General features: G+C 39.8%; 16 protein-coding genes. 11 read left to right on the top strand and 5 right to left on the bottom strand.

The features are described from left to right. Positions 1–11 precede the first annotated feature (11 nt). On the top strand, positions 12–611 hold the full coding sequence (locus tag J3U69_RS05140) for an ATP-binding cassette domain-containing protein (protein ID WP_220268672.1): 600 nt from the start codon (positions 12–14) through the stop codon (positions 609–611). Beyond that, positions 604–1,104, top strand: coding sequence for a hypothetical protein (locus J3U69_RS05145; RefSeq protein WP_103752533.1), 501 nt, complete (start codon positions 604–606; stop codon positions 1,102–1,104). The genes J3U69_RS05140 and J3U69_RS05145 overlap by 8 nt, the downstream gene beginning before the upstream one ends. A gap of 141 nt (positions 1,105–1,245) precedes the next feature. Here the strand turns inward: J3U69_RS05145 and J3U69_RS05150 are convergent, their stop codons facing one another. Further along, positions 1,246–2,364, bottom strand: a complete 1,119-nt coding sequence (locus tag J3U69_RS05150) for an NAD(P)-dependent alcohol dehydrogenase (RefSeq protein ID WP_220220318.1) — start codon at positions 2,362–2,364, stop codon at positions 1,246–1,248. A gap of 201 nt (positions 2,365–2,565) precedes the next feature. On the opposite strand from J3U69_RS05150, the gene J3U69_RS05155 reads away from it, so the two are divergent. The 9 genes from J3U69_RS05155 (at position 2,566) to J3U69_RS05195 (ending at position 14,322) form a co-directional block, all read left to right on the top strand. Next, positions 2,566–4,218 carry an alpha-glucosidase gene (locus J3U69_RS05155; RefSeq protein WP_267413265.1) on the top strand — a complete coding sequence of 551 codons (1,653 nt, stop codon included), beginning with the start codon at positions 2,566–2,568 and terminating at the stop codon, positions 4,216–4,218. Between the two features lie 13 nt (positions 4,219–4,231). After that, entirely contained in the window at positions 4,232–5,947 is a 1,716-nt protein-coding gene (locus tag J3U69_RS05160; protein WP_267413267.1) for a glycoside hydrolase family 13 protein, read from the top strand. A gap of 143 nt (positions 5,948–6,090) precedes the next feature. Continuing rightward, on the top strand, positions 6,091–8,364 hold the full coding sequence (locus J3U69_RS05165) for a glycoside hydrolase family 65 protein (RefSeq protein WP_267413269.1): 2,274 nt from the start codon (positions 6,091–6,093) through the stop codon (positions 8,362–8,364). After that, positions 8,349–9,011 (top strand): beta-phosphoglucomutase, encoded by a 663-nt coding sequence (pgmB, locus tag J3U69_RS05170; protein WP_267413271.1) that lies wholly within the window; start codon positions 8,349–8,351, stop codon positions 9,009–9,011. Before J3U69_RS05165 ends, pgmB begins: the two co-directional genes overlap by 16 nt. Positions 9,012–9,032: 21 nt before the next feature. Next, on the top strand, positions 9,033–10,139 hold the full coding sequence (locus tag J3U69_RS05175) for an ABC transporter ATP-binding protein (RefSeq protein WP_220232451.1): 1,107 nt from the start codon (positions 9,033–9,035) through the stop codon (positions 10,137–10,139). A 72-nt stretch (positions 10,140–10,211) separates the two neighbouring features. Next, on the top strand, positions 10,212–11,432 hold the full coding sequence (locus tag J3U69_RS05180; protein ID WP_267413273.1) for an extracellular solute-binding protein: 1,221 nt from the start codon (positions 10,212–10,214) through the stop codon (positions 11,430–11,432). Positions 11,433–11,498: 66 nt separating this feature from the next. Then, complete coding sequence (locus J3U69_RS05185) at positions 11,499–12,857, top strand: carbohydrate ABC transporter permease (RefSeq protein WP_220232449.1); 1,359 nt, start codon at positions 11,499–11,501, stop codon at positions 12,855–12,857. Positions 12,858–12,859: 2 nt separating this feature from the next. Further along, on the top strand, positions 12,860–13,717 hold the full coding sequence (locus J3U69_RS05190; protein WP_220220310.1) for a sugar ABC transporter permease: 858 nt from the start codon (positions 12,860–12,862) through the stop codon (positions 13,715–13,717). 104 nt (positions 13,718–13,821) lie between these two features. Continuing rightward, the gene (locus J3U69_RS05195; protein WP_267413275.1) at positions 13,822–14,322 is read left to right on the top strand and encodes an O-acetyl-ADP-ribose deacetylase; all 501 of its coding nucleotides are present in this window, start codon (positions 13,822–13,824) and stop codon (positions 14,320–14,322) included. Positions 14,323–14,396: 74 nt separating this feature from the next. Here the strand turns inward: J3U69_RS05195 and J3U69_RS05200 are convergent, their stop codons facing one another. The 4 genes from J3U69_RS05200 to J3U69_RS05215 form a co-directional block, all read right to left on the bottom strand. Further along, a complete protein-coding gene (locus J3U69_RS05200) occupies positions 14,397–16,013 on the bottom strand; it encodes a glycoside hydrolase family 13 protein (protein ID WP_267413277.1) in 1,617 nt (538 codons plus the stop codon). 90 nt (positions 16,014–16,103) lie between these two features. Further along, a complete protein-coding gene (locus tag J3U69_RS05205; RefSeq protein WP_220232446.1) occupies positions 16,104–17,177 on the bottom strand; it encodes a P1 family peptidase in 1,074 nt (357 codons plus the stop codon). Positions 17,178–17,316: 139 nt separating this feature from the next. Beyond that, entirely contained in the window at positions 17,317–19,425 is a 2,109-nt protein-coding gene (locus J3U69_RS05210) for a BspA family leucine-rich repeat surface protein (protein ID WP_267413278.1), read from the bottom strand. A 510-nt stretch (positions 19,426–19,935) separates the two neighbouring features. Beyond that, entirely contained in the window at positions 19,936–20,799 is an 864-nt protein-coding gene (locus tag J3U69_RS05215) for a MucBP domain-containing protein (RefSeq protein WP_267413279.1), read from the bottom strand. Positions 20,800–21,338 lie beyond the last annotated feature (539 nt).

The raw sequence follows: 21,338 nt of genomic DNA on the forward strand, positions 1-21,338 counted from the left end.
GAAGGATCAAAATGTTAAAAATTACAGGAATTAAAAAATCATTTGGTCGTAAATCGGTTTTAAAAAACGTATCTATGATTGCTAAACCGGGCCAACTAATTCATATCTCGGGAATTAATGGTTCAGGTAAATCGACGATTTTTAAAATTGTTACTGGCTTGTTAGAAGCGGATAGTGGAAAAGTAGAGCTAGATCATGGTGATGTCATAGGGGCACTAATTGAAAATCCTAGTTTTTTGGAATATGAATCTGCTATGACAAACTTGCATTTTCTAGCTAACCTCAATCATCGTTTTAATGAAAAGCGGGTAAGAAATTTATTACAACAATTTGAGCTTGATCCTGATGATTCCCAGGCTATCGCGAAATATTCGGTAGGTATGCGTCAAAAGGTAGGTATTATTCAAGCGGTAATGGAGGAGCAAAACATAATATTACTTGATGAGCCCACACGCGGTATTGACCAAGAAAGTATTGGGCAATTTTTGACCCTCCTAAATCGACTGAAACAGGAAAATAAAACAGTAATAATTGCTAGTCATGATCAAATTGACGAGATTAACTATGATCAGGACTTAACACTACAAAATGGAATTTTGCTTAATGAATAAAAAATATTCTTTCACTATTTATGCCGTTATTTCTGCGTTAATCATTTTGCTGGCTAGGCAAAATTGGAATACGGTATATTTAAAGTTACCTCAATTGGTGCAGGCAAGTTTTGGCTGGATTAGAAGTCCAATGAAACTGGCATTAATAAGCGCTAATAATTTTGTTTTTGATTATGTCACGATTATCCTGCCCCGAATGGAAAGAAATTCAATCGAATCTTTTATTATTGTGCGTAAACCCAAGTTGCAGGCTTTAATAAGGGGCTTAGCTCCTAAAGAATATTCGTATTTACTTTTATTTGTCATAGTCCACTTAACTGCTTTTGATATAAGTAATCTTATTAGTTCACTATTAATATTGTTGGTAATGATAATAGTCTGGTTAGTATTAGTGTTTGTTATGACATATCGCTTGTCAGTGGTTAAACAGAATGTACTAGTTTTCTTGCTCTTATTGGGATTACGTACGTTAATATTTAGTTTGAATTTATAGTTTGAAAAATCGATCTGATCCGCACCTTGTTTGGTTTATGCATGAATTTCGATTTGAGGAGAAAGCGATTTTTCAGACTAAACCAAAAAACGTTGAGAGTTTTTTCTCAACGTTTTTTAGTATTGTCATATGACAGATTAGCTATTCTGGTTGGTAATCTGGATCGATAATTAATACGGGCTTAATCGTCTTACCAGAAATTGAATCGGCATTTGCTTGATTAATGTCTTCAAACTTGTAGAACTTTTCGGTTTCGTCAAATGGGAATTTACCTAATTGATAAAATTCAAGCAGTCGTGGAATGTCAACTTGTGGAATTGCGTCCCCCATGTTGACGCCGACAACTTTTTTATCATCGACACATAGATCATTCCAAGTAGAAACAGTGAGATTTTGAGCAGTAACTGCAATTGCCGCGCAGGTGCCGCCTTGTGCTAAGGCATCAACTGCATTCTTGATTACACCGCTAATCCCTGTAGTATCAACGGTCCAGTCGACGCCATAGCCATTAGTAAGCTCTTTTATTTTAGCAACTGGGTCATCTGTCTTGCTGTTAATTGCTGCTGTTGCCCCTAATTTTTTAGCTAATTCTAGCCGTTCAGGAACAACATCAACTGCAATTACCTTAGTGCAGCCACTAATTGAGCCGGCCATCATGGCAGCAAGACCAACAGCGCCCGTACCAAAGACAGCAATTGTATCGCCAGGTTTAGGTTGCAAAGTATTAAAGACGGTTCCAGAACCTGTAACATAACCACAGCCAAGAGGACCGGCTTTACGTAAGTCAACGCTGTTATCAACTTTAACTGCATTGCGCTGATCAACTACGGTAGTAGTGGTAAAGGATGATTGATTAAACATGTCACAAATTCGTTTACCATTTTTTTGAAAATGATCTTCACCATCAGCCCGGACGCCTGATAAGTTATAGTCACTGTAGTGGCGACATTGAGTAGGAATACCTTTGAGACAATTATCACAAATTCCGTCCGCATAAAACGACAAAATTACGTGATCGCCAACTTTGAAGTTTTTAACTTGATTGCCGACCTTTTCAACAATTCCAGCGCCTTCATGGCCTAAAATTACGGGATAACCAACACTGGAATCACCCTTGCGCAAGGCTTCATCTGAGTGACAAATACCGGTAGCAACCATATGAATTTGCAAATCGGTTGGGCCAACTTCGTGTAAATCGATATCATCTTCAATTTCGAATTGGCTACCCATTTTTTGAACGACAGCTGCTTTAATCTTCATCAAAATTTCCTCCTCTTATAATTTTTTAATAGTTTCAAAGTTATTGTGAGCTTTTTAACATTTAAATGCAATACTTTGCCCAAAAAATATATGCAGATAGTTAATTACCACCTAAAACCATTTTTTGATACCGGTAACATTCACTACTGTCTTGTAACTAACCGCAGTTCTTCGCTAAACTACAGCTGGAGGATTAAGCAAATGACGCATTGGTATGATAACGCAATAATTTATCAAATTTATCCCAAATCTTTTCAAGATAGTAATGGTGATGGGATTGGCGATCTGAATGGGATTAGACAGCGTATTCCTTATTTGAAAAAGCTGGGGATTAACGCGGTGTGGCTCAATCCAATCTTTGTTTCACCCCAAGTTGATAATGGCTATGACGTGGCAGATTACTTTGCGATTGATCCTGCAATGGGAACAATGGCAGATTTTGAGCAGTTAATTAAGCAGCTGCATCAAGAAAAAATTAAAATTATCCTCGATTTGGTACTTAATCACACTTCCGATCAACATCCTTGGTTTCAAAAGGCGATTAATAATCCAAAAAGCAAGTACCGCAATTATTATCTTTTCGCGGGCAGTAACAACAAGCGACCAAATAATTGGGGCAGCTTCTTTGGCGGTAGCGTCTGGGAAAGTGACCCGAAAAATAGCGGTCAGTCATATTTTCACTTGTTTGATAAACACATGCCCGATTTAAACTGGGCAAATCCGGCACTCAGACAGGAAATGATCCAAGTTGCTGAATATTGGCTGGCTAAAGGAATTGACGGTCTTCGGCTAGATGCATTTATTCATATTGCCAAGGCTGACTTGCGTCAAAATTTTCCGGCACCAAATGATGCTGAACCAGTTATTGCGGAACCGTTTTTTGCTAACTTGCCCCAAGTGCAAGAGTGGCTGCAACCATTTTGTCAGCAAATAAAGCGTGACTTTCCTGACGCCTTGCTCTTGGGCGAAGCAGCAAGTGCAAACGTGAACTTAGCAGCCGATTATACAAGTAAGAAAAATAGTTTGCTAGATAGTGTGATTACTTTTCGCTATTTCACGGATGATGAGAGCAAAATTAATCCGCGTTTACCAGCGCAGTATCAACCAAAAGAGCTTGACTGGCAAATCTTCAAGCAGACGCAAGCTATCTGGCAGCAAACTCTGGCAGAGATTTCGTTACCAACCCTTTATTGGAATAACCATGATATGCCAAGAATGGCAACTCGTCTGGCGCATACCAGAATTCAGATCCAAAGCCTAGCAATGTTGATGTATTTGCAGCGCGGCATTCCGATTATTTATTATGGCGAAGAACTGGGTTTACCAAATTTGCTTTTTACTTCAGACAAGGAGTTTGCCGACGAAACGGTTACCCAATTTATTACCCAAGCAAAGAGCATGGGAATAAGTGAGCAAGAAGCATTAAAAATGGTCAGTGCAACGCATAAATTGCCTGCTCGGGGAGTAATGCCGTGGACTGATGAACCGCACGCTGGCTTTTCATCCACTAAGCCGTGGCTTGATGGCCAAAAAATGGTTAAGGTTGATGCTTGTTCTGAAGTAGCAGACCCGGACAGTATCTTCAATTTTTACCGTCAATTGATTGCGTTGAAGAAAAGAAAATTGTTTCAGGCAGGCCGCTTTTATTTACGGGAAACTGGTCAAGACAGTTATGTCTATCAGCGTGATCTGGGCAATAGTAGTGCGCTTATTGCTGTTTCATTAAGTAGTCAAAAAACAAGAATAAAAATTCCGCGTGCTTATCACCATGAAGAATTAACTGCGGGTAAATATTATTTGGCTGATGGCGAGTTAGTGCTGATGCCATATTCTGGTGTTGTTTTAAGTAAATAAAGGAGAATAAAAGATGCAATTAGCAGCCTTAAAGCACCGAACAGAAAGTGAAGATTGCTTTGTTATAAGTCCGCACCACGTTCGAATCCGGTTTCATAGCGCAAAAAATGATGTTGCCAAGATAATTGTTCATTATACCGATAATTATCTGGATACTAAGACAGATAAAAAAGCGGACTTAAAATTACTGGGTCACGGACAAGTGAGTGATCACTGGGGTGTAACTTTAAAGGCCCCTTACCGGCGCCTTAAGTATACGTTTGAAGTGATTGGTAAAGACGGCAGCCATGTTATCGTCGGCGATCGCGGAATTAGCAGCTTTAATTCGCAAAATCTGAACGCTGACAGCAGCTATTTTAAATTACCCTATTTGCACACAATTGACATGACAACGGTACCTCAATGGGTAAAGCAGACGGTTTGGTACCAAATTTTCCCGGAACGTTTTGCTAACGGGGATACAAATAACGACCCGCAGGGAACGAAAAAATGGCAGCCTAGTGATCATCCCGGAAGAGAAGATTATTATGGCGGCGATTTGCAGGGAATCATCGACCATTTAGATTATTTGCAAGAATTGGGCGTTACAGGACTATATCTTTGCCCCATTTTTAAGGCAAGTTCCAATCATAAATACGACACGATTGACTATTTAGAAATTGATCCTGCTTTTGGTGACAAACAGCTTTTTGCCGAGCTAGTTGAGCAGGCACATAAGCGGGGGATGCGCGTGATGCTTGATGCCGTTTTTAATCACCTAGGGAGTCAATCATTGCAGTGGCAAGATGTAGTTAAAAACGGAGCGAAATCAAAATTTGCTGACTGGTTTCACATTAATCAATTTCCGGTTAACCCTATTCAAGCTGGTCAAAAAGCAATGCCCAATTATGATACTTTTGCCTTTGAACCAAGCATGCCTAAACTTAATACCGCCAACCCGGCAGTGCAGGATTTTCTCTTAGAAATTGCCACTTACTGGGTAAAATATTTCGACATTGATGCTTGGCGGCTTGACGTGGCAAATGAAGTTGATCATCATTTTTGGCGCAGATTTCATGCTGCTCTGACCGCTATTAAGCCGGATTTTTACATTGTTGGTGAAATCTGGCACAGCGCTAGGCCATGGCTAAATGGCGACGAGTTCACTGCTGTAATGAATTATCCGTATACTTTGCAGATTGAGGAGCACTTTTTTAAGAAAACAAAAACGGCGCAAGCATTGGTTGCGGCGCTAACTGATCAGTTAATGCTGTATCGCGATAGCACTAACCAAGCCATGATGAATATGCTAGATTCTCACGATACCGCCCGAATTTTAACGCTGGCACAGGGTGATCAAGAATTGGCCTTGCAGGCGTTAACTTTTATGTTTATGCAGACTGGTAGTCCATGTATTTATTACGGCACCGAAATGGGCATGACTGGTGGAAATGATCCAGATTGCCGTAAGCCGATGGATTGGAGTAAGAAAAATAGTGCAGTTTGGCAGCAGGTACAGCAATTAATTGCCTTTCGGAAAAAATACGCAGATACCTTGGGCCAAGGTGAAATATCTTTAACTGTTACTGCAACCGATTTAATTAAAGTTGTTCGGACAAAAGACGTCAAAATTACGGCATATTTCAACACAACTACCAAAAATATCGCACTTAAGGGGCAAGCAATCTTACAGCAAAACTTTGCCAATGGATTGTTAAAGCCCAAGGGAATTGCAATTGAAGTTGAATAATATCTGAGCAGCAGGCAAAGAAAGCCTGCTGCTTTTTTCGTAATTATTTTGATACCGTTAACAGAGGATTTTGGATTGCAAAGATGCTCCATTTTGGCGAATAATGAAAGCGTAAACAAAACCGCACAAGAGGAGATAAGCAGATGAAACGGATTTTTGAGATTAATCCTTGGCAAGTTACTACGCATGAGTTTAATCCGGCAGATAAACGTCTGCAGGAAAGCATTACGTCAATTGGTAATGATTACATGGGGATGCGTGGTAATTTTGAAGAGGGTTATTCAGGTGATAGCTTGCAAGGAACCTACTTGGCTGGAGTTTGGTTTCCGGATAAGACACGAGTGGGCTGGTGGAAAAATGGTTATCCCAAGTACTTTGGCAAGTCCATCAATGCCCCCAGTTTTATTGGCATCGGCATTAATATTAACGGCGAAAAGCTGGATCTAGCAACCAGCAAGATCAAAGATTTTTCTTATTCACTGGATATGCATCAAGGCCTCTTGACGCGGAGCTTTACTTATTTGGGAACAACGACCACGGTTAGGTTTGAATTTCAACGTTTTTTACATATTAAACAAAAAGAAGCGGCACTGATTAACGTTGTGGCGACAGTCTTAACGGGGAAAGCCAAAATTACCTTTACAGCAACGCTGGATGGCACGGTTACTAATGAAGACAGCAACTACAATGAGCATTTCTGGCAAAGCTGTGGTGAAGATAGCGATCAGCGCACGATTCAGGTTAAAACAATCCCCAATCCATATGGAGTTCCGCAATTTACAGTTCTTTTAAAGCAGGGATTGCGGCATAACAATCATTTTGTCAAAGGAATGGTCACAACAACTGAAGCTGGACTCAGTGAAAAGTTAACGGTTGACCTCAATTCCGGTGATAGCTATAACCTTGAAAAAGATGTAATTGTTGTTACTAGTCGCGATGTTGAGCCGGAAATACAAGCTCAAAAAGCCGCCGAATTGATGACACGCTTGCAGGCCAAGAGCTTTACCGAAAATCTAGCTGAGCATACTGCTATCTGGCAAAGACGGTGGGAAAAAAGTGACGTGGTAATCACCGGTAATGATTTGGCCCAACAGGGAATTCGGTTCAATATTTTACAGCTGTTTATGACTTACTATGGTGAAGATAAACGACTCAATGTTGGTCCCAAGGGTTTTACCGGCGAAAAGTATGGTGGTGCGACTTACTGGGATACTGAAGCCTTTATTTTCCCGATGTATTTATGCGTGGCTAAGCCAAACGTGACGAGGGCGCTACTTCAATATCGGCACGATCAGCTGGCAGGAGCCTATCAGAATGCTAAAGATCTTGGGTTAAAGGGTGCGCTTTTCCCAATGGTGACCTTTAACGGTCTTGAATGCCACAATGAATGGGAAATTACCTTTGAAGAAATTCACCGTAACGCTGATATTGCATTTGCAATTAAGCGTTATACCAGTTATACCGGGGATGAGTCTTATGTTAAAAACGAGGGAATGGATGTTTTAGTTGAAACAGCACGTTTTTGGGCAGACCGGGTTCACTATTCAAAATGGCGGCAAAAGTATGTCATGCACGGTGTAACCGGGCCGAATGAGTATGAAAATAATGTCAACAATAACTGGTTCACTAACCTGATGGCGCAATGGGTTTTGCAATACACCTTAGAGCGCCTGCCCCTAGCTGATCCCGCCGCCCAAAAGAGGGTTCACGTTAGTGAACAGGAAAAAGCTAACTGGCAGGACATTATCGCTAATATGTATTTGCCGGAAGATCATGAACGCGGCATCTTTTTACAGCAAGATGACTTTTTAGACAAAGATTTGCAGCCAGCAAAGGAAATTCCGGCAACTGAACGTCCAATTAACCAGCATTGGTCTTGGGATAAAATCCTTCGTTCACCGTTTATCAAGCAAGCAGATGTCTTGCAGGGAATCTACTATTTGGATGATCGCTTTACTAAAGAAGAAAAGGAGCGCAACTTTGATTTTTATGAACCACTCACCGTTCATGAGAGTTCTCTTTCGCCTTGTGTTCACTCAATTTTAGCGGCTGAATTAGGTAAAAAGAAACAATCGGTTGCTCTTTATGAACGAACAGCCAGATTAGACCTTGATAACTACAATAATGATACTGCCGATGGACTACATATAACTTCAATGAGCGGTTCATGGCTTGCAATTGTTCAAGGCTTTGCGGGAATGCGTTATGACAAAGAGCAGCTAAAGTTCAATCCGTTCGTTCCCGATAACTGGCAGAATTATAGTTTCAAACTTAACTACCGTAATCGTTTAATTAAAGTAGCCGTTAGCCATGATGAAGTTAAGCTTGATTTGATTAGTGGCAAGCAGCTCACAGTCATGGTTAAAGACCAACAGGTTGAATTGAAAGAAGGTGAAGTGGCATGCTTAAAGGTTTGATTTTTGATTTAGACGGCGTTTTGACAGATTCAGCGAAGTTTCATTTAGCCGCTTGGAATGATTTAGCTAAAGAATTAGGAATTAGACTGACAAATGAGCAGCTGAACTCGTTACGAGGAATTTCTCGCATGGATTCCCTAGATTTAATCTTGCAATATGGTCATCAAACTAATCAATATACTGAGCAGCAGAAAATGCAGTTTGCAGCAGCTAAGAACGAGAAGTTCTTACAGCAAGTAGATACGATGACGCCGAAAGACATTTTACCTGGCATTCCGCAACTACTCGCGAATGCACAAGAGGCCAATTTAAAAATGTGCATTGCTTCGGCTTCGAAAAATGCGCCTAAAATATTGCACAAATTGAAGATTGCCAGTAAGTTTGCTGGCATTGTCGATGCGGCAACGGTTAACAAGGGCAAGCCAGATCCGGAAATCTATCAAAAGGCGCAACAACTTTTGCACTTAAAGGCGAGTGAAGTGATCAGTTTTGAAGATGCCGCAGCTGGGGTTGCTGCAATTAAAGCGGCCGGGCAATTTGCCGTTGGTATTGGCGACCGCACCGTGTTGAAAGAGGCCGACTATCTTGTCGCTTCAACCAAAGACTTGCAGTTAGACAAGATCGTGGCTGCTTATATAAACAGCTAGTTAAGAAGGTAGGTAAAAAGAATGGTTGAAGTTGATTTAAACCATCTATGCAAAAAATATGAGGGTAATGACCAGTATTCTGTGAAGGACTTTGATTTACATATCAAAGATAAGGAATTTATCGTCTTTGTTGGGCCTTCTGGTTGTGGTAAATCGACTACTTTAAGGATGATTGCCGGATTGGAAGATATCAGCAAGGGCACACTCGAGATTGATCATCAGGTAATGAACGATGTAGCGCCAAAGGACCGCCATATTGCCATGGTATTTCAAAACTACGCGCTTTATCCGCACATGACAATTTACGACAATATGGCCTTTGGGCTAAAGCTGCGTCATTACAAGAAAAGTGAAATTGATCAGCGGGTGCAACATGCAGCTGAAATTTTGAACCTGAAAGAATACTTGGATAAAAAACCAGCTGAGCTATCTGGCGGTCAAAGACAGCGGGTAGCTTTAGGTAGAGCAATCGTGCGGGATGCACCCATCTTTTTAATGGATGAGCCTTTATCCAACCTGGATGCAAAATTGCGGGTATCAATGCGGGCCGAAATTGCCAAGCTGCATCAGGATTTAGGTACAACAACGATTTACGTCACGCACGATCAAACAGAGGCGATGACTTTAGCTGACCGTGTAGTTGTAATGTCGGTTGGTAAAGTTGAGCAAATTGGTTCCCCGCAAGAAGTATATAACCATCCCGTTAATCAATTCGTAGCAGGCTTTATCGGTTCGCCCCAGATGAATTTCTTTAATGTCCATTATCATAATGGGCGTGTGACTGATAATCGCGGCATTGACATGGGAATACCTGAGGGGAAAGCAAAATTGCTCGAAAAGAAAGGCTATAACGACCGTGATTTGATTTTGGGCATTAGACCTGAAGATATTCACGCTGAAGAAGCGTTTCTCGAAACTTGGCCGAACGCGGTGGTTAATTCGACGGTCGTTGTGTCCGAATTACTAGGGGCAACAATTCAGCTTTACCAAAAAGTTGCTGATACGGAATTCGTTGCCAATATTAATGCGCGGGATCTTTACCAACCCGGTGATCAAGTCAAGATGGGATTTGACCTCAACAAGGCCCACTTTTTTGATCAAGACACCACGCTGGCAATCGTTAATTAGGGAATAAATTCAGTTGCCAAATGGAAACTGAAAATAAAAAAGCATGTTGTTTTAAATTAGGAGGTAAATAACATGAAAATTTGGAAGAAAGTAGCATTAGGTAGTACAGCAATTTTAGCGGCAATGTCTCTTGCAGCTTGCTCAAATAATGATTCAAAATCATCAAGCGGAAATAGCAGCCAAAATACGAAATTGACGCTCTGGGTTGATACTAATCAAGTGTCATATTATAAGAAAATTGCTAGTGATTTTACTAAATCGCATAAAAATATCACTGTTCGCGTTACGCAAAATCCAACTGGTTCAGCTAATGCCAAAACTGATGTCGGCAAGGACCCATCAAAAGCTGCTGATGTTTTTGAAGCACCTAACGACCAATTGGGACAAATGGCAGACTCAGGTTACATTAACCCGCTCTCACCAAAAGATACCAGCAATATCAAGGCTAATTACATTGCCGTTGCTGCTAAGGGAGTAACCTGGAAAGGAAAAATTTATGCCTATCCATACGCACAACAGGCACAGACAATTTATTACGATAAGTCTAAGTTATCTGCTAATGATGTCAAAAATTGGAAAACCTTAACTTCTAAAGGTGTTGTTGCAACGGACTTTACTAACGCTTATGTTATGTGGCCAGTCTTCTTTTCAGCTGGTACAAAGTTGTATGGTGACAGCGGTGAAGATTTAAAGGGCTCAACGTTTAATTCACAAAAGGGTGTTAATGCACTGAAATGGTACGCTGAACAAAGAAATAACAAGGGCGTAATGCAGACTTCAAACGCATTAAACCAATTGAAGAAGGGTAATGCGCAAGCTATTTTAGATGGTCCTTGGAATGCTGCCAATATCAAGAAAATTCTAGGCAAGAACTTTGCGGTTGCGAAGTATCCAATGATTGAAGTTGGCGGTAAGTCAGTTCAAATGCAGGCATTCCTTGGAATCGAAGGTTTTGCAGTTAATGCTCACACCAAGAATCCAAAAGCTGCTTCAGAATTGGCTGCTTACATCACAAATAAGAAAGCACAATTAATCGCTCATAAGGAAGCTGGGCAAATTCCAGTTCTTAAAGAAGCAATTAACGATCCAGCTGTGAAGAAGGATTCAGTGGCTGATGCGGTAATTGAAATGTCTAAACCAGGCAACTCAGTCTTGATGCCAAAATTACCACAAATGTCAGTCTTCTGGAATGATGTTCCTCCTCTAGTTAACGGTGCTTATGACGGCAAAGTTAAACCAGCACAATATAAGGTTCAACTTGCTAAATTGGCCAAGGCTTCTGAAAAGAAATAGTTAATCTTAAGCACTAAAGGTTGGGCAGGCAGCGTCCAACCTTTTTGCTCAGGAAGAGGAGAAATTATGTTTAAAAAGAAAAAGCATGCTGCTGTTAAGGCAACTTTTCGTGAGGTTTGGTCTAAAGGCAGTATTGCAACCAAATTGTCCTTCTTTATTATGGGTAGCAATGCCCTTGAGAATAAGCAGTGGGTTAAGGGCTTAACACTGTTATTAGCAGAAGTTGCATTTATTATCTGGTTTATTTTTAGCGGAATATCGGCAATTAGTATGCTGACTACTCTGGGAGAAAATAAGACCAAAAAAGTAGTTTATGATAGTGCCCAAGGCGTTTATATCACTAAGCAGCCGTCAAATTCGGTGTTAATTCTGTTATTTGGGCTCCTTGCTGTCATTATCTGTATTGCAATGATTTATCTTTATATCGTTAACTTGCGGTCGACCAGAAAGAATTACGTCTTGAGTCGTGATGGCAAACACATTTTAACTAATAAAGAAGAGCTAGCAAGTTTGTTTGATTCACGGTTGCACGATACGTTAATGGCTTTTCCTATTTTAGGAATTCTGTGTTTTACCATTTTGCCAACAATCTTTATGATCTCAATGGCTTTTACGAACTATGACCGGCAGCATCCCATCGCTTTTTCTTGGACTGGTTTCCAGGCTTTTGGAAGTGTGATTAGCGGGGACTTATCCGGTACCTTTTTCCCAGTTTTAGGCTGGACAATTGTCTGGGCAATAGCCGCTACAGCAACGACTTTCTTCTTTGGCGTTTTATTGGCACTGTTAATTGAATCAAAGGGCATTAAGCATAAAGGCTTTTGGCGAACAATTTTTGTAATTGTTTGGGCTGTGCCACAATTTGTTTCTTTACTGATGATGGCACAATTTCTTGATTATCAGGGTGCGCTCAATAATATCTTGATGAATATTGGCATGATAGCTCACCCAATTCATTTCATTGATAGTCAGGCTTCGCCCTTGGTAGCGCGGATTACGGTTATTATCGTTAACATGTGGATTGGTATTCCAGTTTCAATGTTAGTATCCACTGCTATTATTCAAAACCTGCCGACAGATCAAATTGAGGCTGCTAAAATGGACGGTGCTAACGCAATGCAGATTTTTAAATCAATTACTTTTCCGCAGATTCTTTTCGTGATGGCTCCTTCCTTAATTCAGCAATTTATCGGCAATATTAATAACTTTAATGTCATTTACCTGCTAACTGGTGGTGCGCCAATGAATAATCGCTATAACGGGGCAGGTTCAACAGACTTGCTGGTAACTTGGCTGTACAATCTGACATTTGGTCAAGAGCAGCGCTACAATGCCTCGGCAGTTTTAGGTATTTTAATCTTTATTATTAGTGCCGTCTTTTCGCTGCTGGCTTATCGTCATACCAATGCTTTTAAGGAGGGCTAAAGATGAAATCTTATCAAAATCAAAAACGCCTTTCGCTATTTTTCCGTTATCTTTTATTAATTATCTTGGCGATTGTCTGGATTTTACCAATCATTTGGATTATTTTAGCGAGCTTCTCATACAATGATACTGGCTTTGTTTCGACTTTTTGGCCAGATAAGTTCACGTTTGATAATTATATTGGTATTTTTACCAATTCCCAGTATCCATTAGTTAATTGGATTATTAATACGTTGATTATCTCAATTTTATCAATGATTATTTCAACCTTTTTAACTATTTCAGTGGCGTATGTATTATCTCGATTACGCTTTTCATTTCGTAAACCGTTTATGCAAATTGCCCTGATATTGGGCATGTTTCCCGGTTTCATGTCGATGATTGCTCTTTACTATATTTTAAAGGGACTGAACATGCTCAATCTGGGTGGACTACTACTAGTTTATGTTGGTGGTGCCGGACTAGGATTCTATGTTGCCAAGGGCTTCTTCGATACGGTGCCGTTCTCAATTGATGAAGCAGCTGAAATTGATGGGGCAACCAAGTGGCAGATTTTTACTAACGTTGATTTACCTTTAGCAAAGCCAATGATTGTCTACACTGCTTTGACGGCATTTATTGCTCCGTGGACTGACTTCATTTTCTCCGGTATTATTTTATCGACTTCGGGTAATCCCAAAACATATACAATTGCCTATGGCTTGTACAATATGGTGCATAATACCAAGGGCAATGCAACTCAATTCTTTGCAGAATTTGTGGCCGGCTGTGTTATTATTGCCATTCCAATCACAATTTTGTTTATCTTCATGCAAAAATTTTATGTTAATGGCATTACCGCTGGTGCCGAAAAAGGTTAATTTACAATCAAAAACGCAAAGTGCGACCATAGGTAGTCGCACTTTTTGTTTACGTCCAAGATTTTTAATTGCGGTAAAATATAACTGAAAAAGAAGGTGAGCTAATGATTAAAATTATGCAGGGAGATATTACCAAATTAGCCGTAGATGCGATCGTCAATGCTGCCAATAACTCGCTTCTTGGTGGACTCGGTGTCGATGGCGCAATTCATCAAGCAGCTGGCCCCGACTTACTTCAGGAGTGTCGCGGACTTCATGGTTGTGAGACCGGTCAAGCGAAAATTACCCGGGGTTATCGCCTGCCTGCTAAGCATGTGATTCATACAGTTGGACCGATTTACTCGGGTTCACCTACCGATAATATGCTTTTACGCGCTTGTTACCTTAATTCGCTATCTTTAGCCAAGCAGAATAACTTACACAGTATTGCCTTTCCGGCTATTTCAACTGGTGCTTACGGTTTTCCTGCAAAAAGGGCAGCTGAAATTGCATTTGCAGCAGTAAAAGACTGGTTAAAGCAAAATCCTTCAGCTAAGATGGAAGTTACGATGTGTGCTTTTGACAACGCAACATTTCAGCTTTATCAAAAAGAACTAGCCAAATAAAAAAAACTCGTGAATGATTATCCATCTGCTAACTAGTAGACGGTTTTTATCAAGTTCACGAGTTTTTATTTAACTTAGTTAACAATTGCAGCAAAGGCTTCATATGGTTTTAAGGTAAGTGCCTGTAAAGTTTGCGGAGCGCAATAGTTACTGAGTAAAACCTGTTTAAGCTGATCTGGTGCAGTAAATTGCGCTTTATTTTCACTAAGATTAGCAACAATTAGCCAGCGCTGATCGCCTAATTCGCGGTAATATGCCAAAACATCAGCAGAAGTTGTTAGCGGCTTAAATGAGCCTGTAACAACAATTGCGTTTTCATGGCGCAAACGAATTAGTTTTTGGTAAGTGTAAAAAATAGAATTAGGATCAGCTAAAGCGGCTTGAACATTAATTTGCTGGTAATTGGGATTAACTTTAAGCCAGGGCTCACCACTGGTAAAACCGGCTTGCAGCCGATCCGACCATTGCATTGGCCGCCGAGCGTTGTCGCGACCTTTGGCATTAATTGCATTAAGGAGCTCTTGTTTAGAATAGCCCTTTTGAAGTCGGTCATGATACATATTGATGCTTTCAAGGTCTGCAACTTCAGCGATATCTTTAACCGGATAATTGGTCATCCCAATTTCTTCACCATTATAAATATACGGCGTGCCGCGCATTAAATGGAGGGCAATCGCGAACATCTTCGCTGATTGCACGCGGTAAGTAGTGTCGCTGCCCCAGCGCGAGATGACACGGGGAAGATCATGATTTTCCCAAAAAAGACTATTCCAAGCATGGCGGTAGTCTAGTTGCGTTTGCCATTTAAGCAAAATCTTTTTAAGAGCAGCTGGTCGATAGGGGGCAAGATCCCACTTTTCTTTGCCTGGCTGCTGGTCAACTTGCTGATTCTCAAACTGAAAGACCATTGAGAGCTCATGCCGTGCTGGGTCTGAATACTTAGTAACTGTTTCTAAATCGGCGCTCCATGTTTCGCCAACGGTCATGATATCACGATTGGCTAATACTTTCTGGTTCATTTCTTGCAAGTAGGGATGCAATTTGGGCCCATTTGCGTCAATCTTGCGATCAGGCTCTTTACCAATTAGCTCAATTACATCCATGCGAAAACCGCCAATGCCCTTATCAAGCCAAAAAGTCATCATCTCATAAATTTTTTGTCGTAATTCAGGATTTTGCCAATTTAAGTCAGGCTGCTCAGGAGCAAAAAAGTGGAGGTAGTATTGGCCAGTTGTCTGATCATATTGCCACGCAGAACCAGAGAAATTAGAAGTTAAGTCATTAGGCTCGTGCCCATTGATAGGATCACGCCAAATGTAAAAATCACGCTTAGGATTATTTTTACTTTTCCGTGCTTCAATAAACCATTGGTGCTGATCAGAGGTATGGTTAACCACGAGATCCATAATAATGCGGATATTTCTTTTTTTGGCTTCTGCAATCAGCCTGTCTAAATCCGCCATGGTCCCATATTGCGGGTCAATGGCCTGATAATCAGAAATATCATAACCGTTATCAACGCCAGGTGACTGATAAATGGGTGAGAGCCAGATGGCATCAATTCCCAATTTTTGTAAATAATCTAGGTGGTTAATAATCCCGTTTAGGTCGCCAATACCGTCACCATTGCTGTCTTGGAATGATTTAGGGTAAATTTGATAGATAACTGCGTTTTTCCACCAAGGTGTCATATTTTTCCTCCCACTTGTAAGCGTTAACTTGAGATGCTAGTCAAATTATAACATGGTGCAGCTTCAGTAGATTTTGTTACCGGTATCTAATTAAATCCCTAGTTCATTGCGTAAAGCTAGCGCATCTTGATCGTTACCTAATTGAGCAAGTGCATCTTTTAAGCCTAATAGCGGTTTACCATCACGGTCTGGCGTGGTTTTGCCATGAGCTAGTGAACTTAGGATAGCTTCATTAACAATATCGACAGTAATTCTGAAGTAGCGGTCAATCTTATCATCAGTAATTGCTTGAATCGAGCTCAATTCATGTTCAGGGAAATGACTAACCCGGTTTGCAGTTGAAAAGGCCAGTGTAATTTCGCCACTGCCATTACCACTAAATGAACCGCTGCGAGTAATGCCGATACTAGAACGTTTAGCGATTCTTTTTAATTGACGCGAATTAAATGGAATATCCGTTGCAATAATCGTGATAATACTACCTTTTTCTTTACTATCTTTATTATCAACAATCTTTTTGCCAATTGCCCGACCGTAAATATTTAAGTCGGTGCTGAGGCCAAAATTAGACATGACTAAAGCGCCCATTGTGAAAGTCTGGTCATCAATTTTAATTTTGCGTGAAGCAGAACCGATGCCGCCTTTAAGCTCATAGCAGCGCATTCCAGTACCAGCGCCTACGCCACCTTCAGCAAATTCAGACGAAGCAGCCGCAAAGGCCTCGTTAACGTCTTCTTCAGTAACGCCTAAATCGCGAATATGATTAATACTACTGTCATTGCATTCCATTACTATCGGATTAACACTACCCGTTGTCAAGCCGATTTCTGGATTTTCAGCAAGCATTCTTTTCACTAAAGCAGTAGTGGCGGTTCCGACACTTAGAGTATTAGTTAAGACTAGCGGTGTTTCAATTGTACCCAGTTCTTCTATCTGAACTAAACCAGTGCTTTTACCAAAGCCGTTGATAACATGTGCAGCTGCCGGCATTTTTTCACGAAAAATATTATCCTGGCAAGGCTTGATGACGGTTACACCTGTTTGCAAACGATCAGTAACAATTGTTTTATGACCAACGGTCACGCCAGCCACATCGGTAATTAGATTTCGTTGTCCGGTCGGTGCATCACTAAGCGCAAATAAAAGTGGTTTGTTAAGTCCCATGGTATCTCCTTTAATACTATAAATTGTAATTAATATCTTATTTTAAGCTTAAGGTTAAATTAATGAAAGACTTTAAAATTTATATGGGAAAAGAAAAAAGCCAAATTCGTCATAAAAATTGGCTTTCTTAGTTTAATATTTAGTTTTTCTTGCGACTAAACCAAATGCCTGCTAAGCTGCTAAGCAATAATGCCGCACCTGCTGAAATAACGGCAATTTGCGTCTTTTTATCAGTACCTGTTTGCGGTAGATGGCTAGGGTCAGAACTGCTTGCCGTGCTAGCTTGGGAGGAGCTAGCGGAAGAGGTTTGTTGGGTCACGCCAGTTGGTACAAGACCGAGGCGTGAATTGGTTTTACCTTTAGCAGTTGGTTTAAGGTTTAAGGTTTTACCATTCTTGCCTTTTTTACCGTTCTTGCCTTTACCGTTTGAGGCAATTTCAGCCGCACCAGCAGTACCTTCTTGAGCATAAACATAGGTTACTGATTGTGGGCTAGCAGAAAAGAAGCCGGTGGCATTGTCAGGACGGGCCTTTAACGTGTAGCCAGAAACGGTCTTTGCCATCGAAATATAACCATCGCCAACATTACCTTTAAGTACTTCATCAGGGGCAATGGTTTTACCATTTTCATCTTGGTAATGGACAGTTACATCAGCAGCTTGGACTGGAGTAGTAACAGCTGCAGGAATTTTCGCATAAATAGCAGTAACTTCACGGGACGTATTATAGTTGCCGGAAAAAGTTTTATCACCGCCCACAAGGTTATAGCCAGGAATTTGTTCGGCATTAAGACTGTAGCTATCGCCAATCGGGCCACGAAATACGGTATCGGACATAATTGACTTACCATTTTCATCCACGTGGTGTAAAGTGATTGGTTCACTTAGACGGACATAAGTGTCAGTAGGAAAATCTTTAAATTCTTCACTAGCAAAGAAAGCGTATAATTCAGTCAAGTCTTTAAGTGACAAATCAACTTTGCCTTTCGGCTCAAACACAGTACCGCCATGAGCGGTATCAACTTGTCGCCATGGTTCTTTATCGTTAGAATCAAGTGCAATCCCCCCTGTACTATCAAGACCATGGCTCCAATCAATTGGTGATTGATATTGGGTACACAATGCAGTTTTAGAGCCAAGAACTAACGTACTGAGATTAGGTAAGTTGCCCAACATTTTATCACTGGCTGTATTTCCGTTCATAAATTTAGAAGTTACTAAATCAAGCATACTAATGTCAAGCCTTCTTAGGCTAGTGCAGTCTTGAAACATACTGTATGTTGCCGTTAAACTGGGAGTAGTAGAAGGGAAAGTAAATTCGGTTAAGGCCGAACATCCTTGAAACATGGACGGAACCATTTGCAATTTCGGCGTCTTAAAGCTGGACAGGTTAATAGCAGTTAAGGCGGAGTCACCTTTAAACATACTGGTCATGTCAATAACTTGTCCAGTATCAAAGCCCTGTAGATTGACCTTTCTGAGACTAGGACAGTCTTGAAACATATAAGCCATGTCTGTAACATTTGAAGTAACTAAGCTGGATAAATCAAGGCTGGTGAGTTTGGGACAGTTGGCAAACATACTAGCCATACTGGTTGCTTGGGAAGTATCGAGCAGATTCAGACCAGTAATCTCAGTTAATTCCGCAAAATTACTGAAAAATCCGCTTGTAGCGTAACCACTCAGTTTAGTTGCAGCTGTAATACTTATTTTTTTGGTTTTTGCGAGAGGAATATTTGTACCATCGTTACCATTGATTATCCACTGGCTAATTCCGCCAGTATTTCCGTTGTTATCGACCATTGCTCCACCATTGATTGATAACTCGTCAGTATCTTGGTTATAGCTTAAGTTAAGGCCATTGACTTGACCCGAAACAGTTCTTTCGGCAGGAGCACTGTCGCGTTTTTCAATCTTAGCGGGCGTGTCATTAGATTCTGTAGCTGAAGGGTCGCTACTAGACTCAACTTCATTTTTGTCGGTGGCAGGACTATTTTCTTCTTCATTAGAAGAATCGTTCGGCACAGCTTCAGAAGAATTTTCTGTAGTTAAAGTTGTTGGTTGAATAGCAGCTTTCTTGGTAACTCGTTTTTTAGCTATATTAGCGGTCTTTTTAGCAGCTTGATTAGTAGGTTGTGTTGCAGCGCTAACTTTATCGGGATTAGCAGCAACAAGGCTAAGTGCGATGGCAGCAGCACTCGTAAACAAGACTTTGCCTTTTTGACCGTACAAATTATTTGACTTTTTCATATAATGTACCTCATATTTAGTTTATATTTAATGAGCATTATATATTTGCATATAAGTGAAATCAATATTAAAAATAAAAATAATTTATAGCATCAAACTATTTGTTTTTAAAATCACAAAGAAACGCTTAATACTGTTGAACTAGTCTTAAGATAATTCGCTATTTTAAATAACAATAATCAGAATTAATCCTGTTTTTATACAAAAGGTATACGTTTTGCTGAATTGTACATTAATTATATTGATAATATAATACATATAGTTAATTTAAGTAAATTTACAATTATAGATTAACTAGCTTTTTTGTGCATAAAAAAAGCGATCTATCTTAGTGATAAATCGCTTTTTGAATTCATGGATGAGTATCCTAGTGTAAAACGTAGAATAAAATCTTTTATCTAGTCTTAAGGAAGCTATGTAAAAAAGAAAACTAAGCAGCCAGTTGTTAATAAGATATTTTGTTTAGTTAATTTTTTTACTCCATCAATATCATAAAAATATACTGGCTACCTATTCAGTTTTTCCCTTTCGACTGAACCATGCACCTATCAAACCTCCAAATATTGATAGGAATCCCAGTCCTAACGCTTCCGCATGTGAACTGTTGTCTGCACCAGTTTGTGGCAAACGATGTTCTGAATCGTTGCCTGCAATTACAGCTGCTTTTTGCGTTGCATTCTTACCCTTAAAGTTTGCAACAGGAGCAGACTTAGCTACTTTTTTACCAGTAGCTGCAGCAGTCTTACTTACTTTTGTTTCTGGATCAACTTTAACTCCAGCACCAGCTTCGGCAAGACCGATACCAATTGCATCACCATCAACAATTGCGCCGTCAATGTCATAGACATAAGTTACATTTTGCAATTTATCGGTGAAGATGCCAGTTTCATTACTTGGCTTAGTAGTTAGAGTATAGCCTGCGATATTTTGTGCAGTTGCAGTATAGTTAGCACCCACTTTACCTTTTAAAAATTGGTCAGGTGCCAAGGTTTTACCGGTACTGTCACGGTAATGCACAACAACATTACCAGGAGCAGAGGAGACAGTTGAAGCAGCAAAATCTTCAGGAGCAGCTTCTAAAACAAAGGTTTTGGAGGCTGTTTTGGGACCTTTTTTATTGGCTTTTTTCTTTTTCGTACCAGCAGAAGCGGTGCTAGCAGCCTTTGAAACGGCAAAGTCTTCAGGAGCAGCTTTTAAAACAAAAGTCTTTGATGCAGTCGGACCTAAGGACTTTTTAGCTTTTAAGTGACTTGGAGCTGCAGTATCAGCTTTAACGGAAGTCACGTTAATTGAAGATACACCTAAAGTTGCAATCGCAACAGCACTAAGTAGTAATTTTCCCGTTTGTTGATATTTAGTTATTTTGTTATTCATTTTATATACTTTACTTCTCTATTTCTTTCGAATAATCAAGAAACACTTGTCATATAAATTAACTTTATGATGAATTCATTTTAGCATTTTTATGACCAAAAGTATAGTATAAACTAACAGAAAATTATAATTATTTATTTAACATAAATAGCTTATGTTATTAAAAGTTTAAAGAATTGCTGGTAACAGCGGTATATACCACTGCCTGTTGATCTAAATTGTTTTTTTATGAAACGCATTCACTATAAAACTTATTTATCTTACTTTACAAGTGAAAACAATATTGGCGTTATCCTTAATAAGGCTCAGCAAAGCGGAAAATACGAATTTTCATTTTGTAGACTTTGTGAAATTGTTAATTTAATTAGTAGAAGTGTTATTTATATAAAATATAGTTCGAGATTGTGACGCAATTTATGTTCACATATAGATAAATGGAAAAAGTAATTGAAATTTTAGTTAATTTTGTTTAATGTCTAATTATTTTAACGAATAAAAACAAAAGTTATTTTAAAATTTTTTTTCTGAAGGCAAATTTA

This window comes from Lactobacillus sp. B4026 (assembly GCF_026535825.1).
Taxonomy (GTDB): domain Bacteria; phylum Bacillota; class Bacilli; order Lactobacillales; family Lactobacillaceae; genus Lactobacillus; species Lactobacillus panisapium.